Source organism: Klebsiella sp. LTGPAF-6F, from assembly GCF_001753185.1.
GTDB classification, from domain to species: domain Bacteria; phylum Pseudomonadota; class Gammaproteobacteria; order Enterobacterales; family Enterobacteriaceae; genus Klebsiella; species Klebsiella michiganensis.
Genome location: NZ_CP017450.1, coordinates 2,942,272 through 2,955,356 on the forward strand (window position 1 = coordinate 2,942,272; position 13,085 = coordinate 2,955,356).

A 13,085-nucleotide genomic window follows, 5' to 3' on the forward strand; every position below is an offset into this window, starting at 1 on the left:
CTCGATAAACCCGCTTCGGCGGGTTTTTTTGTCTCATTCTTCGGGGGCCTCAACTTCCGCTAAGCGCAAATTCTCGCCGCTATGCTACGGTTAAAGCGGCGAAGCCATTTGCCTCATGGCAACAATAAATATAGTATACCCCCCTATATGATATGGAGGGCGTCACCATGCCACATTCACCTGAAGATAAAAAGCGTGCCCTCAGTCGGGTAAGGCGCATCCGTGGCCAGGTTGAAGCGCTCGAGCGGGCGCTGGAATCCGGCGAACCCTGTATGACCATTCTGCAACAAATCGCCTCAATTCGCGGCGCCGCCAACGGCCTGATGGGAGAGATGGTTGAAATTCACCTGCAGGATGAACTGGTCAGCGGCGAAACGACGCCAGACCAGCGCGCCGCCAGAATGGCGGAAGTCGGGCATCTGCTACGGTCCTATTTAAAATAAAATCACCACGAGGAAGAGAGATATGAAATCACGTGCAGCCGTCGCGTTTGGCCCAGGCCAGCCGCTTTCAATCGTTGAGATTGACGTCGCGCCGCCGAAAAAAGGCGAAGTGCTGGTCAAAATCACCCATACCGGCGTATGCCACACCGATGCCTTTACCCTCTCAGGCGACGATCCGGAAGGCGTTTTCCCGGCGGTACTGGGCCATGAAGGCGGCGGGATTGTCGTCGAAGTGGGGGAAGGCGTGACCAGCCTGCAGCCGGGTGACCACGTTATTCCTCTGTATACCGCCGAATGCCGCGAGTGTAAGTTCTGTAAATCCGGCAAAACTAACCTCTGCCAGGCGGTGCGCGCCACTCAGGGTAAAGGCCTGATGCCGGACGGCACCACCCGTTTCTCCTACAACGGTGAACCGATTTATCACTATATGGGGACCAGCACCTTCAGCGAATACACCGTAGTGGCCGAAATTTCGCTGGCAAAAGTTAACCCGCAGGCGCCGCTGGATAAAGTCTGCCTGCTGGGCTGCGGCGTCACTACCGGTATCGGCGCGGTGCACAATACGGCGAAAGTAAAAGAGGGCGATACCGTCGCCGTCTTCGGCCTCGGCGGGATCGGCCTGGCGGTGATCCAGGGCGCGGTACAGGCGAAAGCCGGGCGCATTCTGGCGGTGGATACCAACCCGGAAAAATTCACTCTCGCGAAAGAGATGGGCGCGACCGACTTTATCAACCCGAATGATTACGATAAGCCGGTTCAGGATGTGATTGTTGAACTCACCGACGGCGGCGTCGACTTTAGCTTCGAGTGTATCGGTAACGTCAACGTGATGCGCGCGGCGCTGGAGTGCTGCCACAAAGGCTGGGGCGAAAGCGTCATCATCGGCGTTGCCGGCGCGGGCCAGGAGATTAAAACCCGCCCATTCCAGCTGGTCACCGGGCGCGTCTGGCGCGGCTCCGCGTTCGGCGGCGTGAAAGGGCGTACCCAACTGCCGGGAATGGTTGAAGAGGCGATGGCGGGGAAAATTCGCCTCGATCCGTTTATTACCCACCGTATGCCGCTGGATCAAATCAACGAAGCGTTTGATCTGATGCATGAAGGTAAATCCATTCGTACCGTCATTCATTTCGGCGAGAATTGATTTTCCTGGTGAAAAATAACCCGGGCATGCCCGGGTTATCGTTTAAGAGGGATTACTCCCGCCGCAGGTTTTCATAACCATTCTGCCATCGCCGCTGTTCCCGCCGCTCCCGTTCACGTTGAATATCCGATTTCTCATCTTCCCACACCGCGCAGTGCGGGCCGCTGAACACCTCGCAGGGCTGTGGGTTGGCGGTGAGCGGAGACGCCGCTTTCTCTTCCCAAATCGTCGGATCGCGCAGGTCCACTTCCGGGGCTTTTAACGCCTGAGCCGAGGCGGCGGCTAACATGAAGGTGCCTGCGAGCAGGCGGCAGGGTGAACTTTTCATCCATTATCCTTGTTCAGTTGTTATTATTGATAACCATTCGCAATAGTAACATAGCTGAATGAAAATGGCTTGCCTAGGGGGGCTGAAGATGATTTTGCTTTCGCGCCAGCCGCCACCGGGCGGTTCCCGGGCCGCAAAAAGGGCCCCGTTTGGGGCCCTGACGGTTACTTCTGCTGCGGAAGCGCGTAGGCGATAATATAATCGCCGCGGTCCGGCGACTGGCGAGCGCCGCCCGCGTTGATGATGATGTACTGTTTGCCGGTTTTCGGCGATACGTAGGTCATCGGGCCGGACTGGCTGCCGACCGGCAGACGCGATTTCCAGATCTCTCTCCCGTTGGCGGTATCAAACGCGCGCAGGTAGAAGTCCTGGGTGCCCGCGAAGAACAGCAGGCCGGACTGGGTTGATAACGAGGCGCCCAGCGTCGGCATACCGATAGGGATTGGCATATGCATGCGGATCCCCAGCGGGCCTGTGTCCTCAACGGTGCCCACCGGAACCTGCCACACCAGTTTGCCGGTTTTCAAATCAACCGCTGACATAGTGCCGAACGGTGGTTTCTGGCACGGAATGCCCAGCGGCGACAGGAAACGTTCGCGCATGGCGCCGAACGGCGTGCCCTCCATCGGCACAATCCCCATTTCGATACCGCTGGCGTCCTTCGCCACTTTGGCGCGCGGCACCATATAGTTGGCGAGGCCAAGGCGCATATCATTGACGAACATCAGGCTGTTGTTCGGGTCAACCGACACGCTGCCCCAGTTCATCCCGCCCAGCGAGCCGGGATACTGCAGCGAACGATCCTCGCCCGGCGGGGTGAAGACGCCCTGGTGACGCATCTCTTTAAACTGGATGCGGCACAGCAGCAGGTCGACAGGCGTCGCGCCCCACATATCCGACTCGGTCAGCGTCTCGTTGCCGATCATTGGCATGCCGACGGAGTAGGGCTGGGTCGGCGAGTAGCGCTCGCCCTTGACGTTGCCCGCGGGGACTGGACGTTCCTCAACCTTGGCGACCGGTTCACCGGTGGCGCGGTTCAGCATAAAGATCATGCCCTGCTTGCTGGTTTGCACCAGCACCGGCGTGGTGCCGCCTTTACCGTCAGGCAGATCGTACAGCAGCGGCTGGGAAGGCAGGTCGAAATCCCAGAGATCGTGATGGGTGGTCTGATAATGCCAGCGTACCTGGCCGGTCGTGGCGTCAACGGCCACGATGGAGGAACTGTATTTATCGTCCAGCGCGGTACGTTCGCCGCCAAAGAAGTCCGGCGTTGCGTTACCGGTCGGCAGATAAATCAGATTCAGCTTCGCGTCATAGGACATGGCCGACCAGACGTTCGGCGTACCGCGGGTGTAGGTCTGTCCGGCCGGCGGTTCGCCGGTCAGGTTCGGGTTGCCCGGATCCCATGCCCACGCCAGTTTGCCGGTATGAACATCATAGGCGCGAACGACGCCCGGGGGCTCGCCGGTGGAGAAGTTATCCGCCACGCGACCGCCAACCACGACCACGTTACCCGCCACCAGCGGCGTGGAGGTCTGCTGGTAGTAACCCGCTTTGATTTCCCCCATGCCAACGCTCAGGTCCACAATACCGTGGTCGCCGAAGGCGTCGCACAGTTTACCGTTATCGGCATCAATAGCGATCAGACGGGCGTCGGTGGTTGGCAGGAACAGGCGGCGGGAGCAGGCGGCCGGCTGCGTGTCGGCGGCAGGGGAAGCCTGGGCCTGGCTCTCTTCGTAATAGCCTAAGCCGCGGCAGCGCTGCCAGTTCGGCGCGGTGGCTTTTGAATCATAGCGCCATTTCTCTTTACCGCTATCGACATCCAGCGCCAGCACCTTGCTGTAGGGCGTACAGACGTAAAGCGTATCGCCAATCTGCAGCGGCGTATTCTGGTCTTCCGCGCCGGAGCCGTTGCTCTGCGGGATATCCCCGGTGTGGGCGACCCAGGCAACCTGCAGCTGGTCAACGTTCTGTTTGTTAATCTGGTCGAGGGCGGCGAAACGGTCGCCGTGGGTGGTGTTGCCCCAGTGCGCCCAGTTTTTCTGCTGCTCGCCCGCGGCGACCGGTTTAACCGGCACCGCCTCGCTGGCGCTGACCAGCGGCTGGGATTTAAACATCCAGCCGAAACTGACCAACAGTACCACCGCCAGCACCGCTGCCAGGCCAAACGCCGGCCCTTTTTTCGCCGGCTGCCGGGACAGAAACGGCCAGACCAGCGCGGCAAGGAAGGCCAGTACGCCGAGCGCGAACAGGCGCGAGAACAGCGGCCAGTAGGTCCAGCCGGCATCGCTAATGGCCCAGACGATCGAGGCGATAAACGCTATCGCGTACAGTATGATACCGCCGCGACGGCTGCGGAAAATGAGCACCGCGGCGATAACCATCACCAGGCCCATAATCGCAAAATAGAAGGTCCCGCCAACGGAGGCGAGCTTTGCACCAAGAATACCGATAGCCAGGCCGATGATCAGCATCAGCCCGGCGAGAAGCCACTGCAGGACCCGGGGGAATCCTCGCGGCGCGTTGCCAGTTGCCATTTTTTCTCCTTAACCACACCTGAACAGGCGTGAACCAGATGAATCAATTTCTCAAGTGAAGGCTTTTGAATGAAGCGATGTTGACCTTCATAAAAGCAGGTTTTTTACTGTTATTGATTTCGAGTGAACCATTTGGTGAAATCGTGGCTATGATAGATCTGTTAAAGAAATTTACGCAATTGTTAATGAATGATTTCGCACTAATTGATTATTGTGGTGAATATGGTGGGTGCGAAAAGGAAATCAGGCGGTCAGATCTCCCCGACGCGGGTAACTGTCGGGGAGAGGGCGATCAGACGGGCATCGATTTACGAATGGCGCTCAGCAGGGTTTGTGTTCCCGCGGTGAGCGTGGCGTCCACTCGGGTGAGAATACCTATCGGTTCGCCCGCGCCCTGGGTGGGCACCGGCAGCGCGGCCAGCAGCCCACGGCGCAGGTCGTCTTTGACCGCACCGGAGGGGACAAACCAGACGTAGTCGTAATCGACGGTGAGCTGGCGCGACAGGGAAGCCGACAGCGTCTCGATGCAGCCAGACGGAATTTTGCAGCCCTGGCTTTGCAGCAGGGTTTCGGCGTTCTGTCGCGGCAGCGTACCTTTGGGCGAAACCACCACCGGCCACTCCATGACCCGACTCAGCGTAACCGTTTCCTGCAGCAGCGGATGCCCCGGACGAACCACCAGCTTCAGGGATTCGAGAAACAGCAGTTCATAGTTCAACCCGCTCATCAACTCCGGATCGGACATCCGTCCGATACCGATATCGATTTCTCCCGATTTGAGTCCGGCCAGCAGCATGGTGTTATTCATGGTCGCCACCTGCAGGGTGATATCTTTTTGCTGCTGATGGAACTGGCCGATCACCGAGGGCAGGATCCCCAGCGCGGCGGTGGGGAGCGCCCCGATGCGCACGATATCGCTGTTGAGGCCTTCTTTACGGTTTAGCGCCTGTCCCGCGGTATTGAGCGCGTCGAGCACTTTAACCGCGTGGGTGAGAAACTGTTCGCCGACCAGCGTGAGCTGCGCGCCGAGGCGTCCACGCTCAAACAGCCGGGTACCGGTCAGCTGCTCCAGTTCGTTTAGCGTTTTAGATAAAGCCGGTTGACTCAGATTTAAGGTTTCAGCCGCACGCCCAAGAGTTCCCTGTTGAGCGACGGCCACGAAAGTATGTAGATGGCGCAAGCGAATGCGCTGACTGAAAAGACCATTTTTTTGCATAATCAATGTTAAAAACAGAGGCGTCCCAGTGACAAGTAAGGGCGATTAAAATTGTTAACTTCATAGCAAAATATTATTAACATTTTATATTATTATTTTACAAGTTGATTTTATTGAGTTTGCCATATAGCGTCGCCCCTGACCGGCAGGGGCGGAAAAAGGAAGAAAAAACTCAGATATCGAAGAAGACGGTTTCGTTTTCGCCCTGCAGGTGAATATCGAAGCGATATACGATCTCCGCGCCGCGGACCTCGCGCTGCGCGATGAGGGTCTGGCGACGCACTTCCCATTCAATCAGATTCAGCACCGGGTCGACCTGGTTGGCATCCTGCTCGTCGGAAAAGTACATCCGGGTGTTGAGGCCAATATTAATCCCGCGGGCGACCACCCACAGATTAACGTGCGGCGCCATGGTGCGCCCATCGCGACCTACCACGGCCCCGGGTTTAATGGTTTCGAAGCGCCAGACGCCGCTGGTGAAGTCCGAGCAGCTGCGTCCCCAGCCGCGAAACGCCGCATCCAGCTTCTTGCCCTGCTGTCGGTCGTCGGGATGGTTATAGCGCCCGGCGGCGTTGGCCTGCCAGATTTCCAGCAGCACATCGCGCACCGGCGTGCCGGAGCCGTCGATGACTCTGCCTTCGATAGTAATGCGTTCGCCCTCGGTGTCTGCCGTTGTCAGCGTCGGGCCAAAATTTTTCTCAAAGATATGGAAACCGGCGGCGTCCGGCGCGAGGCCGATATGCACATAAGGGCCGGCGGTTTGTGACGCGGTTTCAGGTAAATAATCTTTCATCGGGCGGCCCCCTGCGTGCGGTTTTCAAACAGCGTTGCGCGATGGCCGCGCAGCACGAGATCAAAACGGTAAGCCAGAGAGTCCAGCGGTACGGCGGCATGGGTATCCAGCTCGGCGATTAATGTCCTGATGGCATCATCGTTATTGATGGTTTTAACAATAGGACACTGTTTAATCAGCGGATCGCCTTCGAAATACATCTGCGTGATCAGGCGCTGTGCCCAGGCGTCGCCGGAGAGCGAAAAGTGAATATGCGCCGGACGCCAGTCGCTTACCTGGTTGCGCCACGGATAGGGGCCGGGCTTGATAGTGCGGAAACAATAGTAGCCGTTTTCGTCGGTCAGCACCCGTCCGCAGCCGCCAAAGTTCGGGTCGATAGGCGCCAGGTATTGATCTTTCTTATGCCGGTAGCGTCCGCCCGCGTTGGCCTGCCAGACTTCGACCAGCGTATTTTTCATTGGTCGGCCAAATCCATCGCGAACGTAGCCGTGGACGATTATCCTTTCGCCAATCGGCAGGCCGTCTTTGGCGTAGTTGAGGATCAGGTCGTTATCGAGCGCGCCGAGATCGTCGCTGCTGAACACCGGTCCGGTGATTTCAGAAAGGGAATTCTGCAGGGAAATGAGCGCATTGCGCGGCGAGCGCAGCACGCTGGTTTTATAGCCCGGGGCGTAAGCGGGAGGATGGCTGCTGTAGTCGCGGTGCAGGACCTCGCGCGGTGACCATTTGTCGTTCATGAGGGTACTCCATATTATCGGTAGAGAGGCATGTTGTTGTAATGTCGCCACTCGCAGTGTGTGTAAATGTTTTGTTAATTTAAAGTGAAATTAAAGGGTGTTTAACATAACCGGCGGTTATGAAGTGAGCGGTTGAAAATAAACCGGCCAGCTACCGGCATCACAGTTTGTAAATTCTTCCCGCCGTCTGCAGAGAGCTTTCCTACACTCCAGGGAGAATTCACTGGAGGTAAGACATCATGGCGAACACCATCACGGCTGATGAGATTCGGGAAAGCTTTTCGCAGGCGATGTCGGCGATGTACCAGCAGGAAGTTCCGCAGTACGGGACGCTACTGGAGCTGGTGGCCGACGTTAACCTGGCCATACTGGAGAATAACCCGACGCTGCACGAACAACTGGCCAACGCCGATGAACTGGCGCGGCTGAACGTTGAACGCCACGGCGCGATCCGCGTCGGTACGGCGGAGGAACTGGCGACCTTGCGTCGCATGTTTGCCATTATGGGAATGTATCCCGTCAGCTATTACGATCTGTCGCAGGCCGGCGTACCGGTTCACTCCACCGCGTTTCGCCCCATTGATGACGCCGCGCTGGCGCGCAATCCGTTTCGCGTTTTTACCTCGCTTCTGCGACTTGAACTTATCGCCAATGAAGCTTTGCGTCAGCGGGCGGCGGATATCCTTTCCCGACGCGATATCTTCACGCCGCGCTGTCGTGAACTGATCGCGTTACATGAACAGAAAGGGGAGTTTACCGCCGCAGAGGCGCGCGAGTTTGTGCAACAGGCGCTGGAAACCTTTCGCTGGCATCGACACGCCACCGTCGATGAGGAAACCTATCACGCGCTGCATGAAGAGCACCGGCTGATTGCCGATGTGGTCTGTTTCCCCGGCTGCCACATTAATCATCTGACGCCGCGCACCCTGGATATTGACCGGGTGCAGGCGTTAATGCCCGAGTGCGGTATCGCGCCAAAAGCGTTGATAGAAGGGCCGCCGCGCCGCGATGTGCCCATTTTACTGCGCCAGACCAGCTTTAAGGCCCTTGAGGAACCGGTGATGTTTGCCGGAGAGCATAGAGGCACGCATACGGCTCGCTTTGGCGAAATCGAGCAGCGCGGTATCGCCTTAACGCCGAAGGGCCGCGCCCTGTACGACCGACTGCTTGGCGAGGCGGGGGTGGGCAAAGATAATCTCACCCATCAGCGTCATCTGCAGGAGGTGTTTAGCCCGTTCCCGGACAGCGAATTCCTGCTGCGTCAGCAGGGGCTGGCGTACTTTCGCTATCGCCTGACGCCCGCCGGCGAAGCGCACCGTCAGGCGTTTCGTCCGGGCGACGATCCGCAGCCGCTGATTGAACGCGGCTGGGTCATCGCACAACCGATTATTTATGAAGACTTTTTGCCGGTCAGCGCCGCCGGGATTTTTCAGTCTAACCTGGGCAACGAGATACAGACCCGCAGCCACGGCAACGCCAGCCGCCAGGCCTTTGAGGAGGCGCTGGGCTGTCCGGTCTATGATGAGTTTGCCCTTTATCAACAGGCGGAAGAGCGCAGTAAACGACGTTGCGGTCTGCTGTAAAATCAGTACTCTGCTGGCATGAGTTGTTAAAGGAAGCAGGCCATGCAGAATCCGTCTACCCCGCTGGTGAAAACCCGGCAGGGCACCCTATCCGGCACCGCTGAAGAGAACATGCATATCTGGCGCGGTATACCCTATGCCGCGCCGCCCGTCGGCGATCTCCGCTGGCGCGCGCCGCAGCCTGCCGCCCGCTGGCAGGGCGTGCGCCGGGCGGAGAGTTTCTCAGCCTCCAGCTGGCAGGATATTGAGTACTGTCGTGAGCTCGGCGGCGGCGATCCCGGCCGCTTTTCCGAGGATTGCCTCTACCTTAACGTCTGGTCGCCCGCTTCGCGCGCGCAGCCGCTGCCGGTGATGGTCTGGCTGCACGGCGGCGGCTATACCATCGGCGCGGGAAGCTTACCGCCCTATGACGGTAAAGCCTTAGCGTCCCGTGACGTGGTGGTGGTGACGGTTAACTACCGGCTGGGGCATCTGGGCTTTTTTGCCCATCCGGCGCTGGAGGAAGAAGAGGGGGAGCGCATCTATAATTTCGCGCTGCTCGATCAGATCGCCGCCCTGCAGTGGGTTCAGGAAAACATTCATGCCTTCGGCGGCGATGCGGCCAACGTGACGCTGTTCGGCGAGTCCGCCGGGGCGCGCAGCGTGCTGTCGCTCATGGTTTCGCCAAAATCAAGAGGGCTGTTCCATAAGGCGATTATTCAGAGCGGCTATACCTTGCCGGATCTGCCGCGGGAAAAGGCGCTGGCCAAAGGGCAGCTCATCGCGGAGCACTTCTCTTTACCGCAGGCCAGCGCCGAACAGCTGCGGGCGATTCCGGCGGACGCGTTCTGGTCGCTGACCGCACCGCTTACCATCGGCCCGGCGCCCATTGTTGGCGATGCCGTACTGCCGCAGCCGATGCTGGAGACTTTTTTTAGCGGGCGTCAGCACCCGCTGCCGGTGATGATTGGCTCGAACAGCGATGAGGCCAGCGTCATGGCGGTGTTTGGCGTCGATATCGCCGGGCAGATCCAGAAGCTTCGCCGCGAACGCCGTTTTGGTCTCGGTTTGATTAAGCTGCTCTATCCCGGCGTCAAGGGCGATGAAGCATTAGGGCGTGAAGTTTGCCGCGATATGGCCTTTACCACCCTGGGTTACGTGGTGATGCAGGCGCAGCAGCGGGTAGGGCAACCGTGCTGGCGCTACTGGTTTGACTACGTTGCCGAGGCGGAACACCAAACCTATCCGCACGGCGCGTGGCACGGTAATGAAGTGGCGTACGTTTTTGACAATCTGGACCTTGCCGAGCCGGTGCGACAGTATGCGAACGATCGCGACCGGACCTTTGCCGCCCGGGTTGCCGACTATTGGGCTAGCTTTGCCCGTGTAGCGGGTAACGGCTGCCACGAGCTCTCCGGGCCGGTGCGCTGGCCCGCCAGCGTGCGCGGACGGGACCGTCTGTTGCGCATCGGTTTGCACAAGCGGGCCGGTTTTAAAGTGGAAAACCGCTTTATGCGCGCGCGTCTGGCGCTGTTTCGGCGGGTGATGAAGCACCATGTGACGCTGGATTAACGCTGTCCGGAAGATCTCCGTCTGCCGCGGGACGTTTTTAACCTTCTGCAGCAAAAATAATCGCCTGCGCGGCCAGCGTTCGTCTGGCCGCTTCCTGTTTTGCTTTGCCGCCGCGGTATTTAGCATGAAACGCCGCCGGTTGGTGAAATCATCGCCGCCCCCCCCGGATATCGGTAATTCGGTCTGGTCCGGTGGACATATTTTTTTCACGCATTTCTGCCGTCAACAATTGGATTATCAATCATTTTTGTCTAGAGTGAGCGACATTCACGACGCATGGGTTTGTTACGTCGCGTCTCAATTCACATATGAAGAAGGATGCTCTCTCAGGCATGAACCGCAGACGTTTTCTCAAATCTTCCATGGCTGTTGCCGCCGTATGCGGAACGTCAGGAGTTGCCTCTCTATTCTCGAAAGCGGCCTTCGCCGAGGACTCGGGAATTGCCGACGGCCAGACCCGTCGCTTTGACTATTCCGTACTTCAGTCGATGGCCCACGATCTTGCGCGTCAGCCCTGGGGCGGCGCGCCGCGCGATCTGCCGCCAACCCTGGCAAACCTGACCCCGCAGGCCTACAACAGCATTCAGTACGATGCTGCGCACTCCCTGTGGAGTAATATCGAAGAGCGCAAGCTGGATATTCAGTTCTTCCACGTCGGGATGGGGTTCCGCCGCCGCGTACGGATGTTCTCCCTGGATTCACAAACCCAGCAGGCGCGGGAAATTCACTTCCGTCCCGAGCTGTTTAAATATAATGACGCCGGCGTCGACACCAAACAGCTGGAAGGCCAGAGCGATCTCGGCTTTGCCGGGTTCCGCGTGTTTAAGGCGCCGGAGCTGGCGCGCCGCGATATCGTCGCCTTCCTCGGCGCGAGCTACTTCCGCGCGGTAGACAGCACTTATCAATACGGACTCTCCGCCCGCGGCCTGGCGATCGATACCTTTACCGATACGCCGGAAGAGTTCCCGGACTTCACCTCTTTCTGGTTTGAGACCGTGAAACCGGGGGCTACGGTATTTACCGTCTATGCGCTGCTCGACAGCCCAAGCGTCACCGGCGCCTATAAGTTCGTGGTTAACTGTCAGGAGACGCAGGTGATTATGGATGTGGAAAACCACATCTACGCGCGTAAAGACATCAAACAGCTGGGCATCGCGCCGATGACCAGTATGTTCAGCTGCGGCAATAACGAACGGCGGATGTGCGACACTATCCATCCGCAGATCCACGACTCCGACCGCCTGTCGATGTGGCTGGGCAACGGCGAGTGGGTGTGCCGCCCGCTGAACAACCCGCAGAAGCTGCAGTTCAACGCTTTCCAGGATAAAAATCCGCGCGGTTTTGGCCTGCTGCAGCTGGATCGCGACTTCTCCCACTATCAGGACATCATGGGCTGGTATAACAAACGCCCGAGCCTGTGGGTGGAGCCGCGCAACCAGTGGGGTAAAGGGGCCGTCAACCTGATGGAGATCCCGACGACCGGTGAAACGCTGGACAATATCGTTTGCTTCTGGCAGCCCGAGAAGCCGGTTAAAGCAGGGGATGAGCTGGACTTCCGCTATCGACTCTACTGGAGCGCGCAGCCGCCGGTCCGTTCGCCGCTGGCGCGGGTATTGGCCACGCGTACCGGAATGGGCGGTTTCCCGGAAGGCTGGGCGCCGGGTGAGCACTACCCGGATAAATGGACCCGTCGTTTTGCTATCGATTTTGTCGGTGGCGACCTGAAGGCCGCGGCGCCAAGAGGCATTGAGCCGGTGATTACCCTGTCGAGCGGCGAAGCGAAGCAGATAGAAATTCTCTACGTGGAACCGTTTGATGGCTATCGCATCCAGTTTGACTGGTACCCGACCTCGGATTCGACCGACCCGGTCGAAATGCGCATGTTCCTGCGCTGCCAGGGGGAAGCGATCAGCGAAACCTGGCTCTATCAGTACTTCCCGCCAGCGCCAGACAAGCGTAACTATGTTGACGATCGGGTAATGAAATAATTGCCCTTTATTTCGCCCGCTAAGGTCACTTAGCGGGCGTTTGTTTTTTAATCAGACTATTAATCAGAGTCCATTATGACTGACGAAAACGCGCCTGCGAGAGAAACTATCCCCGTCACCGAGTCGCTTTCTCTGCGCGCTGTGGATGAAAGCCACGTCGCTGAGCTGCATCAGCTGGTGATCAAGAACCAGCGCTGGCTCCAGCAATCGCTGAGCTGGCCCGCTGAAGTCAGTCACGAAGACGAAACCCGCCGCCACGTGCAGGGCAACGTGATGCTGCACCAGCGCGGTTACGCCAAAATGTTTTTGCTCTTTCTGCGAGAAGAGATCGTCGGCGTGCTGTCGTTTAACCAGATTGAGCCGATCAATAAGACCGCATACATCGGCTACTGGATTGATGAAAGCCACCAGGGGCAGGGGCTACTTTCTCAGGCGCTGCAGGCGCTGATGGACGCTTTTGCCCGCAGCGGGACGGTTCGCCGCTTCGTGATTAAATGTCGGGTAGCAAACCAGAGAAGCAATCAGGTCGCCCTGCGTAACGGTTTCACCCTCGAAGGGTGCCTGAAGCAGGCCGAGTATCTGAACGGTTCGTACGATGACCAGAATATCTACGGGCGCATTATTGATTGTGACACCGGGCAATTCCCGGCTCGCGGCTGACGCCTTGCCCGGGCTACGGGCCGCGCTGAGATGTAGCTCGGGCAAGGCGCGTTGAGCGCCGCCCCCCGGGGAACAGCGCGCAGGGGCCTGAAGCTGATAAACCACGCG

The 13,085-nt window shown here is 58.5% G+C and carries 11 protein-coding genes; 6 read left to right on the plus strand and 5 right to left on the minus strand.

Annotated elements, in window-relative coordinates; genetic code table 11:
• Window positions 1-167: 167 nt before the first annotated feature.
• The gene (locus tag BJF97_RS13795) at window positions 168-443 is read left to right on the plus strand and encodes a metal/formaldehyde-sensitive transcriptional repressor (RefSeq protein WP_004101746.1); all 276 of its coding nucleotides are present in this window, start codon (window positions 168-170) and stop codon (window positions 441-443) included.
• Window positions 444-465: 22 nt separating this feature from the next.
• On the plus strand, window positions 466-1,584 hold the full coding sequence (locus tag BJF97_RS13800; RefSeq protein ID WP_014229209.1) for an S-(hydroxymethyl)glutathione dehydrogenase/class III alcohol dehydrogenase: 1,119 nt from the start codon (window positions 466-468) through the stop codon (window positions 1,582-1,584).
• A 52-nt stretch (window positions 1,585-1,636) separates the two neighbouring features.
• Here BJF97_RS13800 and BJF97_RS13805 read toward each other — a convergent pair whose 3' ends face one another.
• The 5 genes from BJF97_RS13805 to pcaH all read right to left on the minus strand — a co-directional run bounded on the left by BJF97_RS13805 (window position 1,637) and on the right by pcaH (window position 7,195).
• Window positions 1,637-1,912: a hypothetical protein gene (locus tag BJF97_RS13805; protein ID WP_014229210.1), complete on the minus strand. Its 276-nt coding sequence runs from the start codon at window positions 1,910-1,912 to the stop codon at window positions 1,637-1,639.
• Window positions 1,913-2,076: 164 nt separating this feature from the next.
• A complete protein-coding gene (locus BJF97_RS13810) occupies window positions 2,077-4,449 on the minus strand; it encodes a membrane-bound PQQ-dependent dehydrogenase, glucose/quinate/shikimate family (RefSeq protein ID WP_032693450.1) in 2,373 nt (790 codons plus the stop codon).
• Between the two features lie 292 nt (window positions 4,450-4,741).
• A complete protein-coding gene (locus tag BJF97_RS13815; RefSeq protein WP_004850547.1) occupies window positions 4,742-5,665 on the minus strand; it encodes a LysR substrate-binding domain-containing protein in 924 nt (307 codons plus the stop codon).
• Window positions 5,666-5,837: 172 nt separating this feature from the next.
• The gene (pcaG, locus tag BJF97_RS13820) at window positions 5,838-6,458 is read right to left on the minus strand and encodes a protocatechuate 3,4-dioxygenase subunit alpha (protein WP_004850549.1); all 621 of its coding nucleotides are present in this window, start codon (window positions 6,456-6,458) and stop codon (window positions 5,838-5,840) included.
• Window positions 6,455-7,195, minus strand: a complete 741-nt coding sequence (gene pcaH, locus BJF97_RS13825; protein WP_004850552.1) for a protocatechuate 3,4-dioxygenase subunit beta — start codon at window positions 7,193-7,195, stop codon at window positions 6,455-6,457. Before pcaH ends, pcaG begins: the two co-directional genes overlap by 4 nt.
• Before the next feature lie 239 nt (window positions 7,196-7,434).
• Between pcaH and hglS the strand changes: the two genes are divergently transcribed.
• The 4 genes from hglS (at window position 7,435) to rimL (ending at window position 12,977) form a co-directional block, all read left to right on the plus strand.
• On the plus strand, window positions 7,435-8,778 hold the full coding sequence (hglS, locus tag BJF97_RS13830) for a 2-oxoadipate dioxygenase/decarboxylase HglS (protein WP_004850554.1): 1,344 nt from the start codon (window positions 7,435-7,437) through the stop codon (window positions 8,776-8,778).
• Window positions 8,779-8,820: 42 nt separating this feature from the next.
• A complete protein-coding gene (locus tag BJF97_RS13835; protein ID WP_014229212.1) occupies window positions 8,821-10,329 on the plus strand; it encodes a carboxylesterase/lipase family protein in 1,509 nt (502 codons plus the stop codon).
• A 332-nt stretch (window positions 10,330-10,661) separates the two neighbouring features.
• Entirely contained in the window at window positions 10,662-12,317 is a 1,656-nt protein-coding gene (locus tag BJF97_RS13840; RefSeq protein WP_004850560.1) for a glucan biosynthesis protein D, read from the plus strand.
• Between the two features lie 75 nt (window positions 12,318-12,392).
• A complete protein-coding gene (gene rimL, locus BJF97_RS13845; protein ID WP_032693451.1) occupies window positions 12,393-12,977 on the plus strand; it encodes a 50S ribosomal protein L7/L12-serine acetyltransferase in 585 nt (194 codons plus the stop codon).
• The last annotated feature ends 108 nt before the right edge of the window (window positions 12,978-13,085 follow it).

What these genes read in the sequence shown, in the direction of transcription:
- pcaH (WP_004850552.1), bottom strand. Translation starts at nt 7,195, where the DNA reads ATGAACGACAAATGGTCACCGCGCGAGGTCCTGCACCGCGACTACAGC.
- BJF97_RS13795 (WP_004101746.1), top strand. Translation starts at nt 168, where the DNA reads ATGCCACATTCACCTGAAGATAAAAAGCGTGCCCTCAGTCGGGTAAGG.
- BJF97_RS13835 (WP_014229212.1), top strand. Translation starts at nt 8,821, where the DNA reads ATGCAGAATCCGTCTACCCCGCTGGTGAAAACCCGGCAGGGCACCCTA.
- pcaG (WP_004850549.1), bottom strand. Translation starts at nt 6,458, where the DNA reads ATGAAAGATTATTTACCTGAAACCGCGTCACAAACCGCCGGCCCTTAT.
- BJF97_RS13815 (WP_004850547.1), bottom strand. Translation starts at nt 5,665, where the DNA reads ATGCAAAAAAATGGTCTTTTCAGTCAGCGCATTCGCTTGCGCCATCTA.
- BJF97_RS13805 (WP_014229210.1), bottom strand. Translation starts at nt 1,912, where the DNA reads ATGAAAAGTTCACCCTGCCGCCTGCTCGCAGGCACCTTCATGTTAGCC.
- BJF97_RS13810 (WP_032693450.1), bottom strand. Translation starts at nt 4,449, where the DNA reads ATGGCAACTGGCAACGCGCCGCGAGGATTCCCCCGGGTCCTGCAGTGG.
- BJF97_RS13800 (WP_014229209.1), top strand. Translation starts at nt 466, where the DNA reads ATGAAATCACGTGCAGCCGTCGCGTTTGGCCCAGGCCAGCCGCTTTCA.
- BJF97_RS13840 (WP_004850560.1), top strand. Translation starts at nt 10,662, where the DNA reads ATGAACCGCAGACGTTTTCTCAAATCTTCCATGGCTGTTGCCGCCGTA.
- hglS (WP_004850554.1), top strand. Translation starts at nt 7,435, where the DNA reads ATGGCGAACACCATCACGGCTGATGAGATTCGGGAAAGCTTTTCGCAG.
- rimL (WP_032693451.1), top strand. Translation starts at nt 12,393, where the DNA reads ATGACTGACGAAAACGCGCCTGCGAGAGAAACTATCCCCGTCACCGAG.